Raw genomic sequence first — 22373 nt, forward strand, 5'->3', positions numbered from 1 at the left:
GTGTGAAAACACCGGGCCGTTTCGTTTTTCTCAAAAAAGGTAAGGAGCCCCCACCCATGCCCTGGATCTATCTGCTGCTGGCCGGTCTGTTCGAGATCGGATTCGCCCTTGGAATGAAGTACTCCGAAGGTTTCAGCAAACCCGTGCCGACCGCCCTGACGGTGGTATCGGCCCTGATCAGCCTGTATCTGATGAGCCAGGCGATGAAGAACATTCCGGTCGGCACGGCCTATGCGATCTGGACCGGCATCGGCGCCATGGGCGTGACCGTACTGGGCATCTACTTGTTCAACGACAGCGCCTCGCCGGCACGCTTGGCCTGTGTGGGCCTGATCGTGGCCGGCGTGATCGGCCTGAAGCTGGTGTCACCCAACTAAGCCCTGGTAGTGCCGGCCGCTGGCCGGCAACCTCATGACCTGCGGCGACCCATGCGGGGCCAGATGTTCGTCCAGATGGGCTTCCACCTGGCGCTCGGTCTCGACCACGAAGCCAAGGTTCCAGCCATCGCCGCGCAGCCCGGCCAGGGTACCGATGGTGTAGCTGCCGGCGTACCAGAGCGGATTGAACAGGCTCGGGCGGCTGTCCAGCTCGCCCAGGCGGGTGGCGCACCAGGCCAGGTGATCGGTCTCTTCCTGGGCCGCTTCCAGCAGATGTTCGCGGGTCGCCGGGTCGCGTGCCACCGCGGCCTGGCCGAAGTACAGGCCCTGGGCGCAGACCTCACCGACATGGTTGATGCGCATCAGCCCGGCCGCGTGGCGACGCTGGGCGCTGTCCATGCCGGGCTCGCCGGTGTCCGTGGCCGGATAGGGGCGGCTGGCCGGCGGGTTGCCGAACACCGTGTCCAGGGCGCGCTGCGCCTCGGTCAGCAGATGGTCCAGCGGGGTGGTCTGGCGAAGCACGGTCATGGCGGCACGGCGTGGAGCGGGGGAAGCCCGATTCTCGCCCGGCCCCGGCCCCCTGCCAACCCGGGGCGGGCGCCGGCTTGCACCCGCCAGCCAAGCTGCGTACAATGCCGCCCCTTACGCTCCACCTTTCACAACGCGTGGCAGAGTTCCGGCGAGTCCTTCGCCGCAATGAGCCCGACCTAACCAAGAGTTCTTCATGAGCACTTTCACTGCCAAGAACGAGACCGTCCAGCGCGACTGGTACCTCGTCGACGCCGAGGGCAAGACCCTGGGCCGTCTCTGCACCGAGCTGGCCCGCCGTCTGCGTGGCAAGCACAAGCCGGTCTACACCCCGCACGTTGATACCGGCGACTACCTGGTCGTCATCAATGCAGAAAAGATTGTCGTCACCGGCAAGAAGCTGCAGGACAAGATGTATCACCGTTTCACCGGTTACATCGGCAACCTGAAGACCGAATCCCTCGCCCAGGCGCTTGAGCGCCACCCGGAGCGCGTGATCGAGACCGCCGTCAAGGGCATGCTGCCGAAGGGCACGCTGGGTCGCCAGATGTACCGCAAGCTCAAGGTCTACGCCGGCACTGAGCATCCGCACGCCGCACAGCAGCCGCAGGTTCTGGATATCTAATCATGGCTATCACTCAAAACTACGGCACTGGCCGCCGCAAGTCCTCCACCGCTCGCGTGTTCCTGCGCAAGGGTTCGGGCAACATCACCGTCAATGGCCGTCCGCTGGACGAGTTCTTCGGCCGTGAGACCGCTCGCATGATCGTGCGCCAGCCGCTCGAGCTGACCAAGAACACCGAGAGCTTCGACATCCTGGTCACCGCCGCTGGCGGCGGCACCACCGGTCAGGCCGGTGCGATCCGTCTGGGCATCGCCCGTGCTCTGGTCGAGTACGACGAAACCCTGAAGTCCGAGCTGCGCAAGGCTGGCTTCATGACCCGCGACGCCCGCGAAGTCGAACGTAAGAAGGTCGGTCTGCACAAGGCCCGCCGCGCCACCCAGTTCTCCAAGCGCTGATTTACCGCGCCTGGCCGGGCTCCTTCGGGAGCCCGCTGGTTGGAAAAGCAAAAGCCCGGCTTCGGCCGGGCTTTTGTCGTTCTGGAGTCATGCATTTCGAGGTTGCCGGCCAGTGGCCGGCACTACCCGCGGCTTCGCATGGCGAGAGAGGCGTGACCAAATTAAAAAGAAAAAGGCCTGATCTTTCGATCAGGCCTTTTTCTTTTTAATTTGGCTGCCCCTGATGGATTCGAACCACCGATGCCTGAGTCAGAGTCAGGTGCCTTACCGCTTGGCTAAGGGGCAATGTAACGTGTAACTATTTTCTCACTTTTCACATTGAAAAACAACTTCAACGTGGTGGCTATGGGTGGACTCGAACCACCGACCCCAGCATTATGAGTGCTGTGCTCTAACCGGCTGAGCTACATAGCCTTGGTGAGCCCGCTATTCTGCTGATGTGTACAAGGACTGTCAACACCTTTGTATCGTGCTTGTGGCCCGACAGACGGCATGGGATAGTCCCAACCAGTAGATTTTCTTAGGAGTCCGCATCGTGATCGATCCGGACGGCTATCGACCGAACGTCGGCATCGTGCTGATGCGGCAGGACGGGCAGGTGTTCTGGGCACGACGTGTGCGCCGGGATGGCTGGCAGTTCCCGCAGGGTGGCATGAACACCGACGAGACGCCTGTCGAGGCCATGTATCGTGAACTGCAGGAAGAGACCGGGCTGTTGCCGGAGCACGTTGAAGTGCTTGGGGCGACACCGGGCTGGCTGCGTTACAAGCTGCCGGCGCGTGCCATCCGCCGCAATGAACGCCAGGTCTGCATCGGCCAGAAGCAGGTCTGGTTCCTGCTGCGCCTGACCGGTGATGAAGCCCACGTCAGCCTGGACCATACCGACTCGCCTGAGTTCGATCATTGGCGCTGGGTCGACTTCTGGTATCCGGTAGAGCATGTGGTGGTGTTCAAGCGTGGCGTCTATGCGCGCGCCCTGCGACATCTGGCGCCGTTGGCCCAAGGGGTGGCGGGGCAGGGCATCAGTGCCATGCCCAAGAGCGCTGCCGAGGCCTGGATGCCAGGCCACGCGGCCGGCCACGACAGGCCCAGGAAGCGCACGCCCATGCGCGGCGGGTATTGGCCGCGGAAAGCCAAGGGTGAACCGGGAGCCGTTTGACGGGCAGGTTGCGCAAAGAGCGGGTCGAACGGTCGCAACGCACGTCTGCTGGGTATTTCCGGCAGGGACTGGCTGTCCGTCTGGCAAGCCTCCCCTGGCTGTTGTTGAGCGTGGCAGTCCTCGGCGGCATCGCATGGATGCCGCTGGCGCTGGGCGCGTGCCTCGCCTTCGCGACCTGTGCGGGTGCGCTGTTCCTGGCGGACTACCTGCTGCGGTTGAGGGCGGCAGGTGGTGGTGTGCAGTGGCTGATCGTCTTCTTCAGTACACCGGTGCTGGCGCTTGGGCTGTTGTGCCTGTAGCCGCCTCGTACCGGGTGGATTCGACCGCACTCTGAACCGTATCGAGAATGGTTCAGGTCTCTGATTGACAACCATTCTCGTTTCCATTGGAATAGCGACCAGGCCGCTACTGGCCTGCTGCCCTGGTTCCCGCCCGTGTACGTCTGCATCTGCAACGGTGTTACCGACCACCAGATCCGCGAAGCCGCCAGCCATGGCGTCACGTCGGTGGCCGAGCTGACCATGCGCACCGGATGCGGCGCCACCTGCGGTTCCTGCCTGGACATGGCCGGCGAGCTGCTGGCCAAGGCGCGTGCCACCCACGATCTGCCGTTGCCGGTGTTGGGCCTGGCGCAGGTCGCCTGAGTCGTTTCGCGGCGCGTTGACGCCGCGCTCTCCTGGTCTTCATTGCTGGCCGCAGTGGCCAATGCGCACGATTCGCGTTCCTTCACGCGCGCGCGCAAGGCGCTACAGTGCCCGCGATTTCAGCGTGCAGGAGCATCCCCATGAAGGGCGACACCAAGGTCATCGAATTCCTCAACAAGGTCCTCTACAACGAGCTGACCGCGATCAACCAGTACTTCCTGCACGCCAAGATGCTGAAGAACTGGGGCATCAAGGAACTGGCCGAACACGAGTACAAGGAATCGATCGAGGAAATGAAGCATGCCGACATGCTCGCCGATCGCATCCTGTTCCTTGAAGGCCTGCCGAACTTCCAGGCGCTGGGCAAGCTGCGCATCGGTGAGAACCCGACCGAGATCCTGCAGTGCGATCTGTCGCTGGAGCGCGATGGCGTGGTCACCCTGCGCGAGGCCGTGGCCTATGCCGATTCGGTCGGCGACTACGTCAGCCGCCAGCTGTTCGTGAAGATCCTCGATTCCGAGGAAGAACACATCGACTGGCTGGAAACCCAGCTGGAGCTGATCGAGCGCATCGGTGAGCCGAAGTACCTGCTGAGCAAGCTCGAAGAGTGATTCAACGGGCCTGGCCGGCGAGGTAGCCGGTCAGCGCCACGCGCGCGCGGGCGAACTCCGCCACCAGCAGCGCCACTGCCACGGCAGGGCGCTGCAGGCTGCCACTGCGGGCTTCGAGTTCGATCCGCCGCGCCACCGCTGACAGCGACAGCGCGCCGACGTTGGCGCTGGAGGATTTCAGGCTGTGCGACAGCGCCTGCAGGCGTTCGATGTCGTTGCCCTGCGCCGCCTGCTGCAGCTGCTGCACCAGCTGCGGTGCGTCTTCCAGGAACACCGTTACGATCTGCGCGGCGGCATCGCCGATCACCGCCTGCAGTTCATCCAGCACGCTGCGATCAAGCACCGGCTGTGGAATCGGGATCGCGCGCGTTCGTTCATCGTCCACGCTTTCGCCGTCGGGCACGCTCGGGGTCGCGGCAGGTTGCACGGGGTCCGGCAGCGGTGCATGTCCGCGATCCGCGGAAACCCGGCCCCAACGCTGCAGCAATGCATGCAGCGCTTCACGCGTGATCGGCTTGGACAGATAGTCGTCCATGCCCGCCTGCAGGCAGCGCTCGCGATCACCGGCCATGGCGTTGGCGGTCATCGCGATGATCGGCAACCGCGTCCGCCCCGCTTCGGCCTCCTCCCTGCGCCAGCGCTGTGTCGCGCTGTAGCCGTCGAGCACCGGCATCTGGCAATCCATCAGCACCACGTCGATTCCACCTTCGCGCAGCAGTGCGAGGGCCTGCTCGCCGTCGGCGGCATTGCGTACCCGGCACTGGAAGACCCGCAGCAGGTGCTCGGCCACCATCCGGTTGACCGTGTTGTCTTCGACCAGCAGCACATGCAGATCCAGTGGCGGCAGCACGGTGGCCGGCCTGGCGTCTTCGGCGTTGGCCAGCAGGGCTGCCGGGCGTGCAGTGGCTGTTGGCTGGGCCAGCAGGGCGTGCAGGTCGGCATCGTTGAATGTGCTGTGCAGCTGCTGCTGGCGCGGCCGTGCTGCAACCGGATCATCCTGCAGCCACAGCACCTGCAGTGCGTCGTCGGCACCGCGCTCGGCCAAGGCGCGCTGCAGGGCCGCCTCGCCATTGCGGCGGTGGCGCGCGTCGACCAGCAGCCATGCCGGTGTGCTCTGGCCCGGGCGTGGTGCTGCACGCAGGCGTTCCATTGCCTCATCAATGCTGGCCAGCGGCTGCACCTGCAGGCCGTGGTGCGCGGCGATGCGTTCGACGCGTGGCTGCAGCTGTGCATCGGCGGTGTACAGCAGCAGCGCTGCCGGCGAGCGGGCCAGCGCCGGCAGGTCGCCGGGAACCTTCAGCAGCGGTATTTCAAACCAGAAGGTTGCGCCCTGGCCTGGGGTGGAATGCACGCCGATGTCGCCATGCATCAGGTCGGTGATGCGCTTGCAGATGGCCAGGCCCAGGCCGGTGCCACCGTAGATGCGGGTGGTGGAGGCGTCGGCCTGGCTGAAGGACTGGAACAGCCGCGCCTGCAGGGCCTCATCGATGCCGATGCCGGTGTCGATCACTTCGAAACGCAGCTGGTGCTGCGCGGGGCCTTCGCCCAGCCGCTGCACGCGCAACTGCACCTGGCCGCGTGCGGTGAACTTGATGGCATTGGCCAGCAGGTTGCCCAGGACCTGGCGCAGGCGCACGGGGTCGCCGCGTACCGGCAGGCGTACGGCCGGATCCAGTTGCAGGCTCAGCGTCAGGCCCTTGGCTTCGGCGGCGCGCTGCAGCAGCTGCACCACGCCGTCGAGCAGTTCGCGCAGGTTGAAGCTGGTGATCTCCAGTTCCAGTGCCTGGGCTTCCAGTCGCGAGTAATCGAGGATGTCATCGACGATGCGCAGCAGCTGCTGCGAGCTGGCCGAGGCGGTGGCCAGCATCTGCCGCTGGTCTTCGCCGAGCGGGCCGCGRGCAATCAGCTCCAGCATCGGCAGGATGCCGTTGAGCGGCGTGCGGATTTCATGGCTCATGGTGGCCAGGAATTCGCCCTTGGCCAGCACGGCTGCTTCTGCAGCCTGCTTGGCCTGCAGCAGCTGATGTTCCAGCTGGCCCTGGCGCTCGGTGGTACGCCGCAGCTGGTCGCGTTCACTGGTCAGGGTGATGCGTTCGCGCTGCAGTGCCGCCAGCGCGCGATTGCGCGAACGCAATCGCAGGCCCAGTACCAGCAGGGCGACGATGGCCAGCGCCAGTACCGCCAACAGCGCGACCGTCGGTGACACTCAGAGCACCGCGTTGTGGAAGTCGAAGTTCAGGTCGCTGCCGGCCGACTGCACCATGTTGCCCTGGATGTAATCGACACCGCCGACCCACATCGCGGCCGCTGCCTGCGGGTCCTCGATCTGCTGGCCGATGATCTGCAGGCCGGCTGCATGCGCCTGCTCGATCGATCGGCGCAGTTCTTCGCGCGTATCGGGGTTGGAGTGGCTGCTGGAAAAGCGTGCGGCCATGCGCACGAACGACAGGGGCAGCTGGGTGAGCAGGGCCAGGGCTTCGCTGCCCGGTTCGAACTGGCTCAGGCAGAAGCGCACGCCGACGCTGGCCATGCGCTGGCAGAACTGCTGCAACGGCACGGTGTGGATCAGTGCATCGGGCAGGCGCACGTCGATCACCAGCGCGCTGCCGGGCAGGCGGCGTTGCTGCAGTGACTCCAGCAGCCAGTCGGCGAAGGCATCGCGCTGCAGGGTACGCAGCGACTGCGAGACGAACAGGTTCAGCGGCTGGGTGGCGTGGCGATACAGGTCGAGCAGACCCATCGCATGCTCCAGCACTTGCTGGTCGAGGTCGGCGATGCGGCCGGCCGCCTCGGCTGCCGGAATCACCTGGCCGGCGGTCAGTACGCTGCCATCGGTCCGGCGCAGGCGCAGCAGCAACTGGTACTGCGCGCTGCTGCCACCGGCGACGGCGACGATCGGCTGGTAAGCGAGCTCGAGCTGGCCTTCCAGCAACGCCAGGTGCTCCTGCTCGGTCGTGACCTGGCGATGCACGTGGCCGGCCACGCCGGCGCTGAGCAGGCGTGCCTGCAGGGTGGTACGTTCGACCGCTTCCAGGGCGCTGCTGGCATCGTCGAAACCCGGCGACAGCGGCGCGTAGCCGACCACGCCACGCAGGTGTACCGATTCGTCGTCGCGGATCACGAAGGCGCGCGCGGACAGCTGCTCACGCAGGGTGCCGGCAATCGCTTCCAGGCTGTCCTCATCGGCGTTGCGCGCCAGCAGCAGGAAGCTGTTGTCGTTCAGGCGCGCCAGCAGGTGCGGATGGCCAGCCTCGGCAAGGCGTTGCCCGGCCTGCACCATCAGCCGCTCGAAGGCCGCATAGCCATAGCGCTCGCGCAGGCCCAGCGCGCTGGAGATTTCGACGAAGAACACGCCGCCGCGGTCGTGCTGGGCCAGCGTTGCGTTGAGTTGCTGCAGCACGTGGTGGCGCGTCGGCAGCCCGGTTTCCGGGTTGCTGGTGGCCGGTGCGCCGTTGGCACCGGGCAGGGTCGCTGCCTGCGCGCGTGCGCGGCGGATACGGTTGGCCACCGCGGCGATCAGGTGGCGCGGCCGGATCGGCTTGCTCAGGTAATCGTCGGCACCGCAGTCGAGCACTTCGAACTGGCGCTCCGGATCCGGGTCGCCGCTGAGGAAGACGATCGGCAGCAGCTGCATGCCGGGCTGCTGGCGGATCATCGCGGTCAGCCGCATGCCATCCAGCCCGGGCAGGTGCAGATCCATCAGGATCAGGTCAGGGCGTTGCTCGCGGATGGCCTGCTGCACGCCATCGGCATCGCCTAGCACGATCGCCTGCATGCCGGCGCCATGCAGCACGCTCTGTGCGAACAGGGCCTGGGCACGATCGTCTTCGACGATCAGCACGCGGTAGGGCGAGTCGGCATCGACAGGCGGGATGTCACTGTTACCCGCCTCGGGCAGTGCGGCGGTGGAGGGCAGGGGCGGCGGAGCCGCCAGTCGGGCGCCGTCGCCGGGCACCGACAGGGCGGGTGTCTCTGACACCGCCGGTACCGCTTCGGCAGGCGTTGCCGCGGCCAAGGGGGCGGCCCAACGTTGCCAATGATCGGCCGGGGGGGTTTCAGCGCGTCCCGGGCGGGGGCCCGCGGCGGATTCGTTTGCGGCCATCGATGCTCCTGGTGTTCGCGGCCATTATGCGACAAGCCTGCCGATCAGCCGGTACGCGGTTGCCGTTGTCCGTCGTCGCTGCCGCCACGTGCCAACCAGCGCACGCTTTTCCACAGGGTGCGCCAGACCAGCCAGACCAGCAATGCGCCGGCCAGGCTGCAGGCCAGCACCACCACCAGCGCGATCCATGGATGCGCCAGCGCGAGCGCCAAGCCGCCGATCACCACGGTATCTTCGGCCGCAGAGGCGACCCAGTTGCTGGCCGGTTCCGGTGAGGTGTTGAGCAGGGCGCGGGTGCCGGCCTTCAGGCCATGGCTGGCCAGTGCAACGCCCGCGCCGGCGACCAGTGCGCCGGTGCCCAGGTCGCCATCGGGCGACAGTGTCGCTGCCGCGAGGAAGGCGCCGGCGGGCACGCGCGCCAGGGTCTGCACCAGGTCCCAGGCTGAATCCACGCCGGGAATCTTGTCGGCGAAGAATTCGGCAATGGCCAGCGCCGCCGACGTGCCGAGCACCCACCACGACTCGGTGGCCTGCAGCGCCGGTGGCAGGTCGACCCAGCCGAGCAGGCCGGCGATGCCGACGCCGAATACGGTGAGGTAGACACGGATGCCGGCCAGCCAAGCCAGCAGGATGCCGATCACGAACAGGTGGGCTTCGGTCATGGCGTGCTCCGGCGGCGGAACTGTGCGGGGTGCCACACTATCGACCATGGAGTGGCTGAATGCCACCGCCCGGTGCCGGCCGGCACCGGGGAAACCCGCCGTTCCTGTCATACACTAGCCCGTCGTTTGCCCCAGGGGCCGTACTGGCGTCGCCACTGCGATGCCACGGAGACTACCCATGAACAACCGCCCTCCCATGCGCGTGCAGGTCCGCCTTCCCGGTGCCGCGCAACCACCCGCCGACCGCCGTCGCCTGCTGGTGATCGCCGGCATCTGGCTGCTGAGCCTGGTGCTTGCGGTGCTGGGTGGCTGCTGGCTGGGCACGCCGCGCGGTGAACAGGGCCAGCGCGTGCAGGCTGCCGAGAAGCGCGCCGATACGCTGCAGACGCAGCTGACCGAACTGCGCCAGAAGCAGGCCACGCTGGAAGCGTCGGACCGCATCAGCCGCGCCGCCAACAACGAAGTGCAGTCTTCGCTGGCCGAGCGCGATGAAGAGATCGCCGGCCTGCGCGCTGACGTCGCCTTCTACGAACGCCTGGTGGGCTCGACCAGCCAGCGCAAGGGCCTGAACACCCATTCGATTGAATTCAGCCCGGAATCGGCCGGCACCTGGCAGTACAGCGTGGTGCTGACCCAGAACCTCAACCGCGGGGCGATCAGCCAAGGGCAGATGCGTTTCACGGTGGAAGGCGTGAAGAACGGCAAGCTGGCCACCATCAGCTGGGACGAGCTGCACCAGCGCAGCAAGGTGCCGGGACAGGATTACTCGTTCCGGTACTTCCAGCAGCTCACCGGCAGCGTGATGCTGCCGGCTGACTTCACCCCGCAACGGGTGAAGGTGACATTGGGGAGTGGTGCGGGGGGCACCACGCAGGTATTCGACTGGAAACAGGCCGGTGCACCGGCCAGCAAAGGGGAGTAGGCAGATGTTCGGAAGCAGCAAATCCAGCCGTGATGGCCAACTGGTGGTGGATGCCCTGATCGGCAACCAGGTGGTGATCCGTGGCGATGTKGAATTCAGTGGTGGCCTGTACGTGGAAGGTCGCATCCACGGCAAGGTGATTGCCCAGGAGGGCGCCAGCGCGGCGACCCTGACCCTCGCCGAGCATGGCGTGATCGAAGGCGAGATCCGCGCCCAGGTGGTGGTCATCAGTGGCCGGCTGGACGGCGATGTCCATGCCACCGAGAAGGTCGAGCTGACCCCGAGTGCGCGGGTCAACGGCAACGTTCATTACCAGGTGGTGGAAATGAATGCGGGCGCCCAGCTGAACGGCCGGCTGATCCATGCCAGCGCCCCGATGCAGGCCCTGCCTGCGCCGGAAGGCGAAGCGTCCGCTGACGGCAAGGGCGACACCGCCGCCCGCCGCAAGCTGGCCGAGGCGATGGCTTGAAAGCCAGCGCCGGCGCCCCCATGCTGAGCCCATGAACACGCTCGTCTCCCTCCCCGGCGCCACGCCGGCCGCCGCGCCCGACTACCAGTCGCTGGATCGGCCGCTGAACTTCACCGAGGCCGCTGCGGCCAAGGTCAAGGAACTGATCCAGGACGAGGGCAACCCCGACCTGTCGTTGCGTGTGTACATTGAGGGTGGCGGCTGTTCGGGCTTCCAGTACGGGTTTGAGTTCGACGAGAACCGTGCCGGCGATGACCTGGCGGTGCAGACCAGCGGGGTCACCCTGCTGGTCGATCCGCTCAGCCTGCAGTACCTGATGGGTGCCGAAGTGGATTACACCGAGAGCCTGACCGGTGCGCAGTTCGTGATCCGCAATCCGAACGCCAAGACCACCTGCGGCTGCGGCAGCAGTTTCAGCATGTAATCGCAGGGCGTGGGGCATGCGCCCCGCGCGGTGCCTTCGGTAGATCCACGCCATGCGTGGATGGCCTTTCCTGCAACCACAGGCGGGTTTCTGCACAGTCTGCGGCTTGCCACTTGCCGTGATTGGCGGCAGGCTAGCTGGATGCTCAATTCTCCTTCGCCGCTTTCCGGTTTTGCCTTCGTGGGTGAACCGTTGGAGCGCGCCGATGCCATGCGCGAAGACGCCGATGCTCTGGCGCGCCTGTGGCCCGATGCGCGCATTCTTGTCCTGGACCAGGACGGCACCGCCTTCACCGGTGATGACGACCAGCCGCTGGCGTTGACCGGCGCCGATGTCGGTGGCGGGCCGGGTGTCGCGATCTTCCTCGGCCTGCGTGGCGAGCAGGCGTGGTTCTCGGTGGAAGCGGCCAGCGTGACCGTCACCGCGCCACGCCGGCTCGATCTGCGCCAGGCCGCACTGCTGTGGACCGTGGCCGATGCGACAGCCTTCAGCTACGCCCGTGGCATGTCCTACTGGCAATCGCGTACCCGCTTCTGCGGTGTCTGCGGCAGCGCCGTGACGTTCGCCCGGGGTGGCTTCGTCGGCCGCTGCCCGCAGTGCGCGACCGAACACTATCCGCGCGTCGACCCGGCCGTGATCGTCGCAGTGGAAAACCAGGGCCGGCTGTTGCTGGGTCGCCAGTCCAACTGGGCGCCGCGCCGCTATTCGGTGCTGGCCGGCTTTGTCGAGCCGGGCGAGACCTTCGAGCAGACCGTAGCGCGCGAAGTGCACGAAGAGAGCAAGGTGCGGGTGACCGCCTGCCAGTACCTGGGCTCGCAGCCCTGGCCGTTCCCCGGCGCATTGATGGTCGGATTCCGCGCGCAGGCACACGACGACGTGCCGACCGTGGATGGCGAACTGGAAGACGCGCGCTGGTTCAGCGCCGAGGAAGTTGGCGCGGCCCTCGCGCGTGACGTCGAGGACGATGGAGAAGGCATCCGTCTGTCACCGCCGATTTCCATTTCGCGGGGCCTGATCGAGCATTGGTACCGCCAGCAACCGGCATCCGGCGGTGCCAGCATTGCCGCCACCTGAACACGCAGCCGGTTACAGTACGGTTCACCGCTGACGGCGACGCTGCGACAGGTAAGGTAGCGACGCCGAACGCTCGCTCGTAGGGAGACCTGCCATGTTCACCACCCTGGTCGCCGTGTTGGTGGCACTGGCCCTTGGCCATGTCGCCCCGGCCGCTGCCGCGTCGCTGCGCCGTTTCGACGGCTTCCGGCGCTGGCTGGGCTGGCTGGACGCGCGCGGTGGTCGGGCCTGGCAGGGGGCCGCCGGCGTGGCGTTGGCGATCGTACCGCCACTGTTGCTGATGGCGCTGGTCGCCTGGCTGCTGCGCGGGGTGCTGTTCGGCCTTCCGGCGCTGCTGCTGGGCGTGGCCGTGCTGGCCTGGTGCTGGGGCCCGCGGGATCTGGACCGCGACATCGAAGCGATCATCGATGCCGACGATGCGCCCACCCGGCAGGCGGCGGTACGCAACCTGCAGTCGGCCGGTGGCAGCCTGCGCGAGGATGTTCCGTCACTGGTCGAGGCGACCGTGCTCAACGCCCTGCGGCGCTGGTTCGCGGTGCTGTTCTGGTTCCTGCTGCTGGGCCCGGTGGGGGCTCTCGGTTATCGTCTACTGGCACTGATGGCGGAAAGCCCGATGCGCGCGCGCGTGCCGGTGGAGCCGCTGGCGCTGGCACAGCGGCTGCTGGGCTGGATCGAGTGGCCGGTGGCACAGTTGATGGCGTTCTCGATGGCCCTGGTCGGCAACTTCGACACGGCCTGGAAGGCATGGCGCCAGGCGCATGGTGAGCGCTTGGCCGGCGGCATTGGTTTCCTGGGCGCGGTGGCGCGTGCCAGCGTCAATGCCGAGCTGCGCGAAGATGCGCACGATTACACCGAAGCCGGTCTGCTGCCGGTGTGGCAGCGGTTGCCGGACCTGCGGGATGCGATGAGCCTGGTGTGGCGGATGCTGCTGCTGTGGCTGGCGGTGCTGGCCCTGCTGGTGATCGCGGGCTGGGTGACCTAGTTGTTCTTTCTGCAGGGCTTGCTGCCCTGCACCCGCTGGAAGCAACAGCAACAGCAACAGCGGCTCTGGATTTCTGTGGGTTTGGCGGGGCGGTGTGGGGCTGCAGGACACGCCGTGAACCCATCCATGGGGGCTCGATTGCGCCTTGCTCGTGTGCGCTGTCCTGCGCACACGGCAAGACCGGGGTCGGGCGTCCTGCCCAACCCGCCCGAGGCATGCCTCGGGCCCATGGCGCCAACGGTCCTGCAGCCCCACACCGCCCCACCCCCGACAGTTTCCGATGACGGCCAGTAGATCCACGCCATGCGTGGATGCCGAGCGGAGCGACCCGCTTCGGCTTTTGATCTTCTCTTTCTCTTCCGTGGTGGACGCGCACGGAAATTGTCCGTGGCCGGGCGGGATGGGGCTGCGGGGGTGTCCGCGGCATGGATGCCGCGGCCAAGCCTCCACGGACGGATTCACGGCGTCCCCCGCAACCCCATCCCGCCCGGCCACCCCAGGGCTTCTGCCTTCAAACGCCGCCCACCACAAGGGGCTGCGCCGTTGGCTGGAAACCTACACCGGAGCCAGCGCGGTGAACGGTGCCCACGGCAGGTTGCGCAGCACGGCATAGCCGGGCAGCAGCCATAGCCAGAACGTGGGGCTGGCCAGTACCCGCATCAGTGGATCAAGCACGCGCGGGCGTACGCCGGCGGTGTTGAGCAGCATCAGGAACAGGAAGGGCAGGCTGATGACCAGCAACGGGTTCATCGCCATCGCGCCGGGCAGGTCGAAGTGGACCAGTGAGTACAGGCAGCGCGTGCTGCCGCAGCCGGGGCAGTAGAAGCCGGTCAGTGCGTACAGCGGACAGCCCGGCAGCGGATTGCCGGAGACATACGGATTGACGTGGCGCAGGACCACGGCGGCACCCGCAGCCAGGCCGGACGCGGCCAGCAGCGGAGCCCAGCGGGTGAGTCGGGAACGAGCAGGAAGTGCGGACATGCGGGGGCGGGATCCGGCGCATGGCCGGACCCCGTCGCGGGCATCAGTAGCTGCCGTTGCCGCCGCTCAGGGCGCCCAGGCCGCCAACGGCCATGATGATGATGAAGTACAGGACGCCAACCACAACGGCAGCGATGGCCGACCAGATGGCCCACTTCTTGGCCTTGTCGGCCGAATCACGGGCACCGGCGACGTCGCCGGCAGCCAGCTTGCCGTTGACCTGCGCGGCGTAGACGATCGACACGATGCCGGCCGGCAGGCAGCAGAACAGGGTGGACAGGATGGCCCAGACCAGATTATTGGGGACCTGCGCAGTGGTGGTGTTCATGGTTCAAGCTCCTCGATGGGTGGTGGTGGTGAATCAAAGGTCGGATAGAGCGCCCAGCGCGGCCAAGCCGCCGAACAGCCCGAACCACAACAGCAACAGGACCGGCAGGGCTGCGGCCGAAGCCACCGCCCACCAGCCCGCCTTGCGCGACGCGCTATAGGCCCCCGGCAGGTCACCGGCCGCATTGCGACCATCGACCTGGGCGGCATACACGATCGACACCACGCCCAACGGCAGGCAGCAGAACAGCGTCGTCAGGATCGCCCAGACCAGATGGTTGGGGATGTAGACCGGACGGCTGAGCGGTGGCGGTTGATTCAAAGCAAGACTCCATTCCTTGGTGGTCGGCCGTGTGAACGGGCCGAACCTCCCCCCTGTGGGTGCGTAATCTACCGCAACCAACGACGCATGTATGCGTTTTCAGCCCCGTCAGGCCTCGCATCGCCCTTGGACGGTGGCGTATGCAGCGTACCGTCATCGCCCCCGGATGGGGGCGATTGCGTCAGGCGAGGTCGCCGCGCAGGGTGCGGACCTGCGCTTCCAGGGCGGCGGCATCGGTTGAATGGCCATCCACCGCCGGGGCGGCGACCACCTCCACTGTCGCCCGGAACCGACGCGGTACGCGCATCCGGCCCAGGCGGGTATCGCGGCGGCTCCACATGCTCGACCACATGCCGCGCAGGGCCATCGGCACCACCGGTACCGGGCGGCGTTCAAGGATCTTCTCCACACCCGATTTGAACGGTGCCATCGCGCCGTCACGGGTCAGTGCGCCTTCCGGGAAGATGCATACCAGCTCGCCCTCGGCGAGTGCGGCGTCGACTTCATCGAACGCGCGCTGCATCAAGGCCGGGTCTTCGCGCGCACCAGCGATCGGAATCGCCTTGGCGGTGCGGAAGATCCAGCGCATGACCGGGATGTTGAAGATCTTGTAGTACATGACGAAGCGCACCGGGCGCGGGATCGTCGCCGACAGGATCAGCGCGTCCATGTAGCTGACGTGGTTGCAGACCAGCAGCGCGGCGCCCTCATCGGGCACGTTCGCTTCGATGCCGTGCGGGCGCAGCCGGTACAGCGTGCGCACCATCACCCAGCTGAGGAAGCGCATCAGGAATTCGGGGACGATGGTGAAGATGTAGATCGCCACCACGGCATTGGCGATGGCCAGTGCCAGGAACAGCTGCGGGATGGTCCAGCCGAGCAGGCGCTGGGTGAGCAGGCCGAGTACGGCCGCAGCGACGATGAAGCCGGAGTTCTGGATGTTCAGCGCGGCGAATACGCGCGACATCTCCGATTTCGGCGTGCGGCTCTGGATCAACGCAAACAGCGGCACCACGAAGAAGCCGGTGAACAGGCCGATGCCGAGCAGGTCGATGATGATGCGGATGCTGCCGGCCTGGTGCACGAACTGGGTGACCGACAGGCCCTGCGCGGTGGCTTCACCGGCGCGCGCGAAGTACAGGTCCAGCAGGAAGGCGGTCATGCCGAACGCACCCAGCGGCACCAGGCCGATCTCCACCGTACGCGCCGACAGCTTTTCGCACAGCAGCGAACCGACGCCGGTGCCTACCGAAAACAGCGCCAGGGCGAAGATGTACAGGGTGGGTTCGCCACCGAGGTTGGTGACCGCATAGGACGGCAGCTGCGCAGTGAGGATGGTGCCGACGAACCAGAACCAGGACACGCCGAGGATGGCGTTGCGTACCGCCTTCTGTTTCCTGGCCATGCGCAGCACGGCCAGCGATTCGGGAATCGGGTTCCAGTTGATCTTCAGGTCCGGGGCGCCGGCATCTACCTTGGGGATCATGCGCGCGGCCAGGTTGCCGCAGATCGCCAGCGCGATGACCGCGGTGGCGGCCACGATCGGTCCATGGCTGCCGGCCAGGGTGAACACCAGGCCGCCGACGATCATGCCGGTCAGGATCGACATCGACGTGCCCATCTCGACCAGGCCATTGCCACCGGTCAGTTCTTCCGGGCGCAGCACCGAGGGCAGCACCGAGTACTTCACCGGGCCAAACAGGGTGGACTGCAGGCCCGTGCAGAACAGGGCCACCAGCAGCACCGGCAGGCTCTCGGTAAGAAAGCCCACCGCAGCCAGCGTCATGATCACGATCTCCATGGTGGTGGTGATCACGATCAGCCGCGACTTCTCCAGCTTTTCCGCGATCTGCCCGGCCAGGGCGGAGAACAGGAAGTAGGGCAGGATGAACAGCGCCGGCGCCAGGTTGGTGTAGAGCGTGCGCTCACTTTCAGCCACGCCGAGGTAGAACAGCAGGCCGATGATCGCCTGCCGGTACACGTTGTCGTTGAAGGCACCCAAGCCCTGCACGATGAAGAACGGCAGGAAACGGCGCTGGCGCAGCAGGGCGAACTGGTTGTGACCGGACATGGAACCTCCTTGGACCGGCGCAGCCTAGCATTCCTGCCTGTCAGGCAGGGATGGGGTAGGTGCGGACCGTTGGTCCGCACACCCCACCAACGCTCACACGATATCGTCGACCACGCCGCCATCGACCCGCAGCGCTGCGCCGGAGGTGGCCGACGCCTGCGGCGAGGCGAGGTAGACCACCATGTTGGCCACTTCCTCGACCGTGGCCGCGCGCTGGATCACCGATGCAGGACGATGGGCCATCACGAACTCACGGCCGATCTGTTCCAGCGGCTTGCCGGTACGTGCGCGTTCTTCTTCGAACATTGTTGCGAAGCCGTCGGACAACGTTGGGCCGGGCAGCACCGCATTGACGGTGACGCCGCTGCCGGCTACGCGCTTGGCCAAGCCGCGCGACAACGACAGCTGCGCGGTCTTGCTGACGCCGTAATGGATCATGTCGGCAGGAATGTTGCGTGCCGATTCGGAGGAGATGAACAGCACGCGGCCCCAACCGGCGTCGACCATCGCCGGAAGCAGGGCGCGCGACAGGCGCACGCCGGACATGACATTGGTCTGCCAGTACTGCTCCCAGGTGGCATCGTCGGTCTCGAAGAAGTCCTGCGGGCCGAAGATGCCGGCATTGTTGACCAGGATGTCGACGTTGCCCGGCAGGCCGGCCAGCAGCGCGTCGACCCCGCGGGCGTCGGACAGGTCGGCGGCCACGCCCAGCACGTTGGCGTCGGGAATGGCAGCCAGCAGGCGCTGGCGCGCGCGTTCCACGCTGTCGGCACTGCGGCCGTTGAGGATGACCTGCGCACCCGCGGCGGCAAGCCCCTGTGCGATGGCCAGACCGATGCCGGCGGTGGAGGCGGTGACCAGTGCGGTGCGGTCGTTGAGTTCGATCTTCATGGGGAGATCCTGCGTGGGCGACACGGCAGTATCGGCGCGGCGGCGTGATCGGAATGCCCCCGTGGACGCAACACGATGTTGCACGGCCGACAGGGCGACACCCGAATGCCGCTCCAGCACATCACGCCACGCGTGGATGCCGCACCAGTAGATCCACGCCATGCGTGGATGCGCTCCAGTAGATCCACGCCATGCGTGGATGCGGTCCGCTCAAGCCAAGCCGCGCACCGCGCCATTCGCTGCCGCTCTGACCTTCGGCAACATCCGCAGCACCAGCGCCATCTGCGTGCGGATCAACTGCAGTTTCGGCGGCATCGTCTCATCGAGCTGCTCCAGTTCCGCGGCCACCGCACGATCGGCGTCGTTGTCTTCCTCTGACACCGGCTGCTGTGCCGTCAATGCCGATGCCAGCTGCTGCAGCGCTTTACGCACCCGCTCGCCGGCGGCCAGCGCGAGTGGATCGCCCGCGTAGCTGTCAACCTGGTCGCGGTGCGCACCCAGCGCCGATAGATGCCCGAGCAGGGTGTTGGACAACGCCAGGAAGTGGAAACCCGAATCGAGGTTGCGGCGCACGTGGCCCGGTTCGCGCAGCATGTTCGACAATGCGGTGGACAGTGCGGCATCGGCGTTGTGCATGTCGCGGCGGGCGATGCGGTAGGCCAGGTCGTCGCGCATGCCGCTGCGGTACTGGCCCAGCACCGATTCCAGATAACGGGCGGCGGTATCCAGCACCCGCGCCAGCACGCGGTGCAGCTGTCGACCCTGCCAGTCCGGCAGGATCAGGAACGCGGCCGCTGCGGCGATCGCGCACCCCAGGATCGTATCGACCATGCGCGGCACGATCAGCACGAAGCCGTCGCCGATCAGGTTGAAGCAGGTCAGCGCCATCACCGTGATGGCGGCCGAGGCGACCAGATAGCGGTCGGAACGGGTGAAGAAGAACAGCAGTGCCGACAGCAGTGCGATCAGCAGCTGGATCTCCAGCGTTGGGAACAGCTGCAGCAGCGCCCAGGTCAGCACCAGGCCGGCAAGCGTACCGACGATGCGCTGGGCCAGGCGTTGGCGGGTGGCACCGAAGCTGGGCCGGCACACGAACACGATGGTCAGCAGTACCCACGAGCCGTTCTGTGCATTGAACAGATGGATGGCAACGAAACCGGCGATCAGTGCCAGCGCCATGCGCAGGCCATGGCGGAACAGCACCGAGCCGGGGGTGAGCTGCTGGCGCACGCGCACGCCCATTTCGCGCAAGGTGTGCGGGTTGCTGTCGCGCAGGCGGGTGTCGACGTTGTCCAGGCTGGCTTCGGAACGTTCGGCATCGAGCAGGCGGCGCTCGATGCTGCGCAGGTTGTGCACCAGCAGGTCCAGCGAGCCGAGCAGGCGCTGCCACTGCGGCCGTTGCTGGTCGCGCAGGTAGGCCAGGGCATCGGCCAGATCGCGCCCGGCCTGCTGGTTGCTCTCGCCGTAGACGAACGGACGACGCAGCCGGATCGCTTCGCCCAGCCGTGCGCAGGCCTGGCCCTGCAGGTCGAGCAGGCGCTGGCAGCGGTACAGCACGTCGCTGTGGAAGAACGCGTCGACCAGCGCGCCGTACGGGTAATGCGAGGAGCTGGCGCGCTCATGGAAATCCTGTGCCATGTAGTACAGGCGCAGGTACAGGCCGGAGTTGACGCCGGGCCGTCCGGAGCGGCCAAAGCGCGCCAGGATCGCTGTCTTCGCCTCGTTCAGCGCGCCGACCACGCGGCGGTTCTGCTCGGCCAGGTCGAGCTGGCGGCGCTGCAGGTCCGCCTCGCGCACGGGTTCGAACAGCGCGGCCTTGAGCTGCAGGTAACGGCCCAGTTCCACGTACAGGCGGGCCACGCGCTCGCGCACCGGCCGGTTGGCGAACAACGTGGTCCACAGGATCGACAGCAGCCCGTACCAGACTGCACCTGCCAGCAGGTGGCTGACCGCATCCAGCGCACTGTGCAGGTCATGGGCACCATGCTGTTCCAGGCCGATCATGGTGTAGATGGCCAGCGTGACGGTCGCCTGGGCGATGGACGCGTAGCGCTCGCCCAGTGCACCGAGCAGTGTCAGGCCGAACGTGGACAGCGCCAGGGCCGCGATGAATATCCACGGCCAGGGGAACAGCCAGATCACCGAGGCCGCCGCCAGGCAGAAGCACAACAGCGACAGCAGCACGGCCTTGGTCCGGCCCCACCAGTTGTCATCGGTCTCGGCAATCGCACTGGCGATGATGCCGAGGAACACGCCGGGCAGCGCGGTCAGCGCATCCAGGTGCCAGCACACGGCCAGGGCCGCTGTCAGGGCAATGAACACCCGCAGGCCATAGCTGGCCTTCTCGTGGGCCCACAGGCGGCTGAGGCGGGATTCGCGTGCGGACATGCAGGCTCGGCGAAAGGATCGGCCACCATTATTACGGGCCACGCGTGAAATCCGGTAGCGCCGCGCCATGCGCGGCGAGCACGCAGCGCGGCGTGGCATGCAGCCGCCGGCATGGCCCGGCGCTACCGAGACCCGTTACATGTCGAACCGAACGCTCAGCGCGAAGGTGCGCGGCAGGCCGACGCCGGCATTGGACCAGTACCTGCGGTTGGCCAGGTTCTCCACGCTGGCACGCAGGGTCACCGGATGGCCGGAGGCCAGCAGGCGGTAACCGACGCCGGCGTTGACGAGGGTGTAGTCGGGCAGCTTCAGGGTGTTGTCGGCGTCGTACCAGACATCGCCGTAGTAGCGCACGGCGGCATAGGTCTCCAGCCCTTCCACCCACGGCAGCTGGTAGGTGGCGTGCAGCACGCCGCTCCAGCGCGCAGCACCGACGGTACGGTTGCCTTCCTGCGCCGCGCTGCCCGGTGACAGCTTGTCGTAGGTCGGGTCCAGCCAGGTCACGCCACCACCCACGGTCAGCGCATCGGTCAGGTGCAGGTCGGCGCTGGCTTCGACGCCTTCGTACAGGGTGATGCCATCCTGCACCAGGCGCTTGCCTGCATCGGTCAGCTGATCGATGTTGGCGCCACGCTCCAGGCGGAACGCAGCGACGTTCGCGTTCCAGCGATTCGCTTCCACCTTGGCGCCGATCTCGTACTGCTTGCTGATGGTGGGGTCGAGCACATCGCCGGCATTGATGTAGCTGTTGCCTACGCGGCTGCCTGCTTCCAGCGACTCGATGTAGCTGGCATACAGGGTGACGGCCTCGCTGGGCTTGAACATGACCGCGTAGGTCGGGGTGACCGGATAGGTGTGGTAGGCGCCCTTGGTCTCGAAGTCGTTGTAGCGCCAACCGGCCAGCACCGACCAGCCATGGCCGAGATCGACGGTATCGCTGACGAACACCGCCTGCTGCACGGTCTCGTCACCGCGGGTCATCACCCGTGAACCCACCGCGTCGTGACGGATGCCATGGCGCTGGTAGAGGTTGGCGCGGCCGATCAGGCTGAACTCGTAGGGACGGTCCCAGCCCAGCCCGGTCTGGTGGCTGACACCGGCCACCAGCTGGTGCTGCAGTGGGCCGGTACCGAAGCGGCCCTGTACCAGTGCCTGCGCCAGCTTCCACTCGCTCTTGCCGCCGAGCTCATAGACGTTGACGGCGTAGTCGCCGTTGGTATCGTCGATGTAGGCGAAGATCTTGTTGACGTCATTCCAAGAAGTGGTGACGCCATAGCTCAGGCTGGCCTTCCAGTCGCTGTTGATCTGCCAGTTCAGCGCGGTGGACAGCAGGCTGGAGCGGGTGTCGTAGTAGGTGCCGGGCACGCTGTTGTCGACATCGCCGGCGATCGGCCGCAGCAGTGACGTCAGGCCACGGAAGTAGTACTGCGGTGATTCCTCGCGCAGGTCGCGCGACTGGAACACGCCGTCGAAGGTCCAGGTGAGCGCATCGCTCAGTCGCGCGTCCAGCGACAGTGCACCGACCTTGCGATCGACATGGCCACCGTTGAAGGTTTCGCCCTTTTCCTGGTATGCGTTGAAGCGGTAGCCGAACATCTGCTCGTTGCCGAAGCGGCCGCCGACGTCGATGCCGCCGCTGACGATGCCCTGTTCGCGCCAGCCGAGCTGGGCGGAGAAGGTCGGTACGTCGGTCGGTTTCTTGGTGATGTAGTTGACGATGCCGCCCGGCGCGCCGAAGCCGTACAGGAAACCTCCCGGACCCTTCAGCAGGTCGACCTGTTCCATCACTTCCAGCGGCCATTCGGTGCCCCAGGACGAGACCTGCAGACCGTTGACCCGGTAGCTGTCGAAATTCAGGTCGATGCCACGGTTGCGGATCGGCGAGCTCCAGCCACTGGCATAGGCGCTGACCTGGGTGGTGACCGAGGGGTCGAGCAGGAAGGCTTCGCCCAGCGACACGACCTGTCGCTGTTCGATCTGCTCACGGCCGACGGCGGTGATCGCGAACGGGGTATCACGCAGCGCGCGATCGCCGAGGGCGCCAGCCTCGGTATGGGTACGCTCGGCGATGACCTTGACCGCGTCCAGATCGGTGGCGCTGCGGGATTCGGCCGGGGCTTCGGCGTGTGCAGTGCAGGCGGCGGACAGCGCGACGGCCAGTACGGCCAGGCGGGGGGAGCGAATCGGCAACATCGATGGAGATCCTCGGCGGGCGGCCACGGGCCATCCGCCCATGCAGGGGGGAAAGGTCGGTGGCTGGGATCACGCAGGCATGCCGGGGACGGCAGCGGGGCGCCGCAAGGGGGCGCAGGACCATGGCTGGATGAGAATTGTTCTCTTTTCGTTACAGCGCGTCAAATGCCATCGGCGTGCGGACCAACGGTCCGCACCCACCAGGGCAGGTGTTGCAGTAGATCCA

Annotated in this window: 22 protein-coding genes, 2 tRNA genes and 1 pseudogene; 12 read left to right on the top strand and 13 right to left on the bottom strand. The window is 66.6% G+C overall.

The genetic code is table 11. The features are described 5' to 3' along the window. Positions 1 to 56 precede the first annotated feature (56 nt). On the top strand, positions 57 to 377 hold the full coding sequence (locus AB4Y98_RS12825) for a DMT family transporter (RefSeq protein WP_025874621.1): 321 nt from the start codon (positions 57 to 59) through the stop codon (positions 375 to 377). Positions 378 to 437: 60 nt separating this feature from the next. Here the strand turns inward: AB4Y98_RS12825 and coq7 are convergent. Further along, a pseudogene (coq7, locus tag AB4Y98_RS12830) lies at positions 438 to 905 on the bottom strand (2-polyprenyl-3-methyl-6-methoxy-1,4-benzoquinone monooxygenase); the annotation flags it as partial. A gap of 196 nt (positions 906 to 1101) precedes the next feature. Between coq7 and rplM the strand changes: the two are divergent. After that, on the top strand, positions 1102 to 1530 hold the full coding sequence (gene rplM / locus AB4Y98_RS12835; protein ID WP_025874623.1) for a 50S ribosomal protein L13: 429 nt from the start codon (positions 1102 to 1104) through the stop codon (positions 1528 to 1530). A gap of 2 nt (positions 1531 to 1532) precedes the next feature. After that, a complete protein-coding gene (gene rpsI, locus AB4Y98_RS12840) occupies positions 1533 to 1925 on the top strand; it encodes a 30S ribosomal protein S9 (RefSeq protein ID WP_005411311.1) in 393 nt (130 codons plus the stop codon). A 211-nt stretch (positions 1926 to 2136) separates the two neighbouring features. Here the strand turns inward: rpsI and AB4Y98_RS12845 are convergent. Both AB4Y98_RS12845 and AB4Y98_RS12850 read right to left on the bottom strand, forming a co-directional pair. Then, positions 2137 to 2210 (bottom strand) — tRNA-Gln (locus AB4Y98_RS12845). Positions 2211 to 2262: 52 nt separating this feature from the next. After that, positions 2263 to 2339: transfer RNA gene (locus tag AB4Y98_RS12850), tRNA-Met, on the bottom strand. Between the two features lie 121 nt (positions 2340 to 2460). Between AB4Y98_RS12850 and AB4Y98_RS12855 the strand changes: the two genes are divergently transcribed. From AB4Y98_RS12855 to bfr, 4 genes are all read left to right on the top strand, one after another. Beyond that, positions 2461 to 3084, top strand: coding sequence for an RNA pyrophosphohydrolase (locus AB4Y98_RS12855; protein WP_025874624.1), 624 nt, complete (start codon positions 2461 to 2463; stop codon positions 3082 to 3084). Between the two features lie 110 nt (positions 3085 to 3194). Next, on the top strand, positions 3195 to 3383 hold the full coding sequence (locus AB4Y98_RS12860) for a hypothetical protein (RefSeq protein WP_312786958.1): 189 nt from the start codon (positions 3195 to 3197) through the stop codon (positions 3381 to 3383). Positions 3384 to 3518: 135 nt separating this feature from the next. Continuing rightward, a complete protein-coding gene (locus AB4Y98_RS12865) occupies positions 3519 to 3728 on the top strand; it encodes a (2Fe-2S)-binding protein (protein ID WP_032951724.1) in 210 nt (69 codons plus the stop codon). A gap of 140 nt (positions 3729 to 3868) precedes the next feature. Further along, complete coding sequence (bfr, locus tag AB4Y98_RS12870) at positions 3869 to 4339, top strand: bacterioferritin (RefSeq protein ID WP_025874625.1); 471 nt, start codon at positions 3869 to 3871, stop codon at positions 4337 to 4339. A gap of 1 nt (position 4340) precedes the next feature. On the opposite strand, the gene AB4Y98_RS12875 is transcribed toward bfr, so the two are convergent. Genes AB4Y98_RS12875 through AB4Y98_RS12885 form a run of 3 tightly spaced genes read right to left on the bottom strand, consistent with a single transcriptional unit; the run spans position 4341 to position 9103 of the window. Then, positions 4341 to 6545 carry an ATP-binding protein gene (locus tag AB4Y98_RS12875; RefSeq protein WP_442244473.1) on the bottom strand — a complete coding sequence of 735 codons (2205 nt, stop codon included), beginning with the start codon at positions 6543 to 6545 and terminating at the stop codon, positions 4341 to 4343. Next, positions 6546 to 8441, bottom strand: coding sequence for an EAL domain-containing protein (locus AB4Y98_RS12880; RefSeq protein WP_032976658.1), 1896 nt, complete (start codon positions 8439 to 8441; stop codon positions 6546 to 6548). A gap of 44 nt (positions 8442 to 8485) precedes the next feature. Beyond that, positions 8486 to 9103 carry a DUF4126 domain-containing protein gene (locus AB4Y98_RS12885; protein WP_025874628.1) on the bottom strand — a complete coding sequence of 206 codons (618 nt, stop codon included), beginning with the start codon at positions 9101 to 9103 and terminating at the stop codon, positions 8486 to 8488. Positions 9104 to 9281: 178 nt separating this feature from the next. On the opposite strand from AB4Y98_RS12885, the gene AB4Y98_RS12890 reads away from it, so the two are divergent. From AB4Y98_RS12890 to ampE, 5 genes are all read left to right on the top strand, one after another. Continuing rightward, positions 9282 to 10025, top strand: a complete 744-nt coding sequence (locus AB4Y98_RS12890; protein ID WP_025874629.1) for a DUF6776 family protein — start codon at positions 9282 to 9284, stop codon at positions 10023 to 10025. A gap of 4 nt (positions 10026 to 10029) precedes the next feature. Further along, positions 10030 to 10494: a bactofilin family protein gene (locus AB4Y98_RS12895; RefSeq protein ID WP_025874630.1), complete on the top strand. Its 465-nt coding sequence runs from the start codon at positions 10030 to 10032 to the stop codon at positions 10492 to 10494. A gap of 31 nt (positions 10495 to 10525) precedes the next feature. Next, the gene (gene erpA / locus AB4Y98_RS12900) at positions 10526 to 10918 is read left to right on the top strand and encodes an iron-sulfur cluster insertion protein ErpA (protein WP_025874631.1); all 393 of its coding nucleotides are present in this window, start codon (positions 10526 to 10528) and stop codon (positions 10916 to 10918) included. A 141-nt stretch (positions 10919 to 11059) separates the two neighbouring features. Beyond that, entirely contained in the window at positions 11060 to 11992 is a 933-nt protein-coding gene (gene nudC / locus AB4Y98_RS12905) for an NAD(+) diphosphatase (RefSeq protein WP_025874632.1), read from the top strand. Between the two features lie 94 nt (positions 11993 to 12086). Then, a complete protein-coding gene (gene ampE / locus AB4Y98_RS12910; RefSeq protein ID WP_025874633.1) occupies positions 12087 to 12974 on the top strand; it encodes a regulatory signaling modulator protein AmpE in 888 nt (295 codons plus the stop codon). Between the two features lie 555 nt (positions 12975 to 13529). Here ampE and AB4Y98_RS12915 read toward each other — a convergent pair. The 7 genes from AB4Y98_RS12915 to AB4Y98_RS12945 all read right to left on the bottom strand — a co-directional run bounded on the left by AB4Y98_RS12915 (position 13530) and on the right by AB4Y98_RS12945 (position 22147). Then, a complete protein-coding gene (locus AB4Y98_RS12915; protein WP_025874634.1) occupies positions 13530 to 13955 on the bottom strand; it encodes a DUF2752 domain-containing protein in 426 nt (141 codons plus the stop codon). A gap of 43 nt (positions 13956 to 13998) precedes the next feature. Further along, a complete protein-coding gene (locus AB4Y98_RS12920) occupies positions 13999 to 14283 on the bottom strand; it encodes a CD225/dispanin family protein (RefSeq protein WP_025874635.1) in 285 nt (94 codons plus the stop codon). Positions 14284 to 14316: 33 nt separating this feature from the next. Then, positions 14317 to 14604 (bottom strand): CD225/dispanin family protein, encoded by a 288-nt coding sequence (locus AB4Y98_RS12925; protein WP_025874636.1) that lies wholly within the window; start codon positions 14602 to 14604, stop codon positions 14317 to 14319. 181 nt (positions 14605 to 14785) lie between these two features. Then, complete coding sequence (locus tag AB4Y98_RS12930) at positions 14786 to 16675, bottom strand: MFS transporter (RefSeq protein WP_428703965.1); 1890 nt, start codon at positions 16673 to 16675, stop codon at positions 14786 to 14788. A gap of 93 nt (positions 16676 to 16768) precedes the next feature. Beyond that, a complete protein-coding gene (locus AB4Y98_RS12935) occupies positions 16769 to 17566 on the bottom strand; it encodes an SDR family NAD(P)-dependent oxidoreductase (protein WP_442244474.1) in 798 nt (265 codons plus the stop codon). Between the two features lie 210 nt (positions 17567 to 17776). After that, the gene (yccS, locus tag AB4Y98_RS12940) at positions 17777 to 19954 is read right to left on the bottom strand and encodes a YccS family putative transporter (protein WP_223496900.1); all 2178 of its coding nucleotides are present in this window, start codon (positions 19952 to 19954) and stop codon (positions 17777 to 17779) included. Positions 19955 to 20089: 135 nt separating this feature from the next. Further along, positions 20090 to 22147, bottom strand: a complete 2058-nt coding sequence (locus AB4Y98_RS12945; RefSeq protein ID WP_442244475.1) for a TonB-dependent siderophore receptor — start codon at positions 22145 to 22147, stop codon at positions 20090 to 20092. Between the last annotated feature and the right edge of the window lie 226 nt (positions 22148 to 22373).

The organism is Stenotrophomonas sp. 2YAF26 (genome assembly GCF_052114625.1).
GTDB lineage: Bacteria > Pseudomonadota > Gammaproteobacteria > Xanthomonadales > Xanthomonadaceae > Stenotrophomonas > Stenotrophomonas indicatrix.

Excerpts from the sequence above, each read along its gene's own strand:
- AB4Y98_RS12825 (WP_025874621.1), top strand. The coding sequence starts at position 57 with ATGCCCTGGATCTATCTGCTGCTGGCCGGTCTGTTCGAGATCGGATTC.
- rplM (WP_025874623.1), top strand. The coding sequence starts at position 1,102 with ATGAGCACTTTCACTGCCAAGAACGAGACCGTCCAGCGCGACTGGTAC.
- rpsI (WP_005411311.1), top strand. The coding sequence starts at position 1,533 with ATGGCTATCACTCAAAACTACGGCACTGGCCGCCGCAAGTCCTCCACC.
- bfr (WP_025874625.1), top strand. The coding sequence starts at position 3,869 with ATGAAGGGCGACACCAAGGTCATCGAATTCCTCAACAAGGTCCTCTAC.
- AB4Y98_RS12880 (WP_032976658.1), bottom strand. The coding sequence starts at position 8,441 with ATGGCCGCAAACGAATCCGCCGCGGGCCCCCGCCCGGGACGCGCTGAA.
- AB4Y98_RS12885 (WP_025874628.1), bottom strand. The coding sequence starts at position 9,103 with ATGACCGAAGCCCACCTGTTCGTGATCGGCATCCTGCTGGCTTGGCTG.
- AB4Y98_RS12890 (WP_025874629.1), top strand. The coding sequence starts at position 9,282 with ATGAACAACCGCCCTCCCATGCGCGTGCAGGTCCGCCTTCCCGGTGCC.
- erpA (WP_025874631.1), top strand. The coding sequence starts at position 10,526 with ATGAACACGCTCGTCTCCCTCCCCGGCGCCACGCCGGCCGCCGCGCCC.
- nudC (WP_025874632.1), top strand. The coding sequence starts at position 11,060 with ATGCTCAATTCTCCTTCGCCGCTTTCCGGTTTTGCCTTCGTGGGTGAA.
- ampE (WP_025874633.1), top strand. The coding sequence starts at position 12,087 with ATGTTCACCACCCTGGTCGCCGTGTTGGTGGCACTGGCCCTTGGCCAT.
- AB4Y98_RS12915 (WP_025874634.1), bottom strand. The coding sequence starts at position 13,955 with ATGTCCGCACTTCCTGCTCGTTCCCGACTCACCCGCTGGGCTCCGCTG.
- AB4Y98_RS12920 (WP_025874635.1), bottom strand. The coding sequence starts at position 14,283 with ATGAACACCACCACTGCGCAGGTCCCCAATAATCTGGTCTGGGCCATC.
- AB4Y98_RS12930 (WP_428703965.1), bottom strand. The coding sequence starts at position 16,675 with ATGTCCGGTCACAACCAGTTCGCCCTGCTGCGCCAGCGCCGTTTCCTG.
- AB4Y98_RS12935 (WP_442244474.1), bottom strand. The coding sequence starts at position 17,566 with ATGAAGATCGAACTCAACGACCGCACCGCACTGGTCACCGCCTCCACC.
- yccS (WP_223496900.1), bottom strand. The coding sequence starts at position 19,954 with ATGTCCGCACGCGAATCCCGCCTCAGCCGCCTGTGGGCCCACGAGAAG.
- AB4Y98_RS12945 (WP_442244475.1), bottom strand. The coding sequence starts at position 22,147 with ATGTTGCCGATTCGCTCCCCCCGCCTGGCCGTACTGGCCGTCGCGCTG.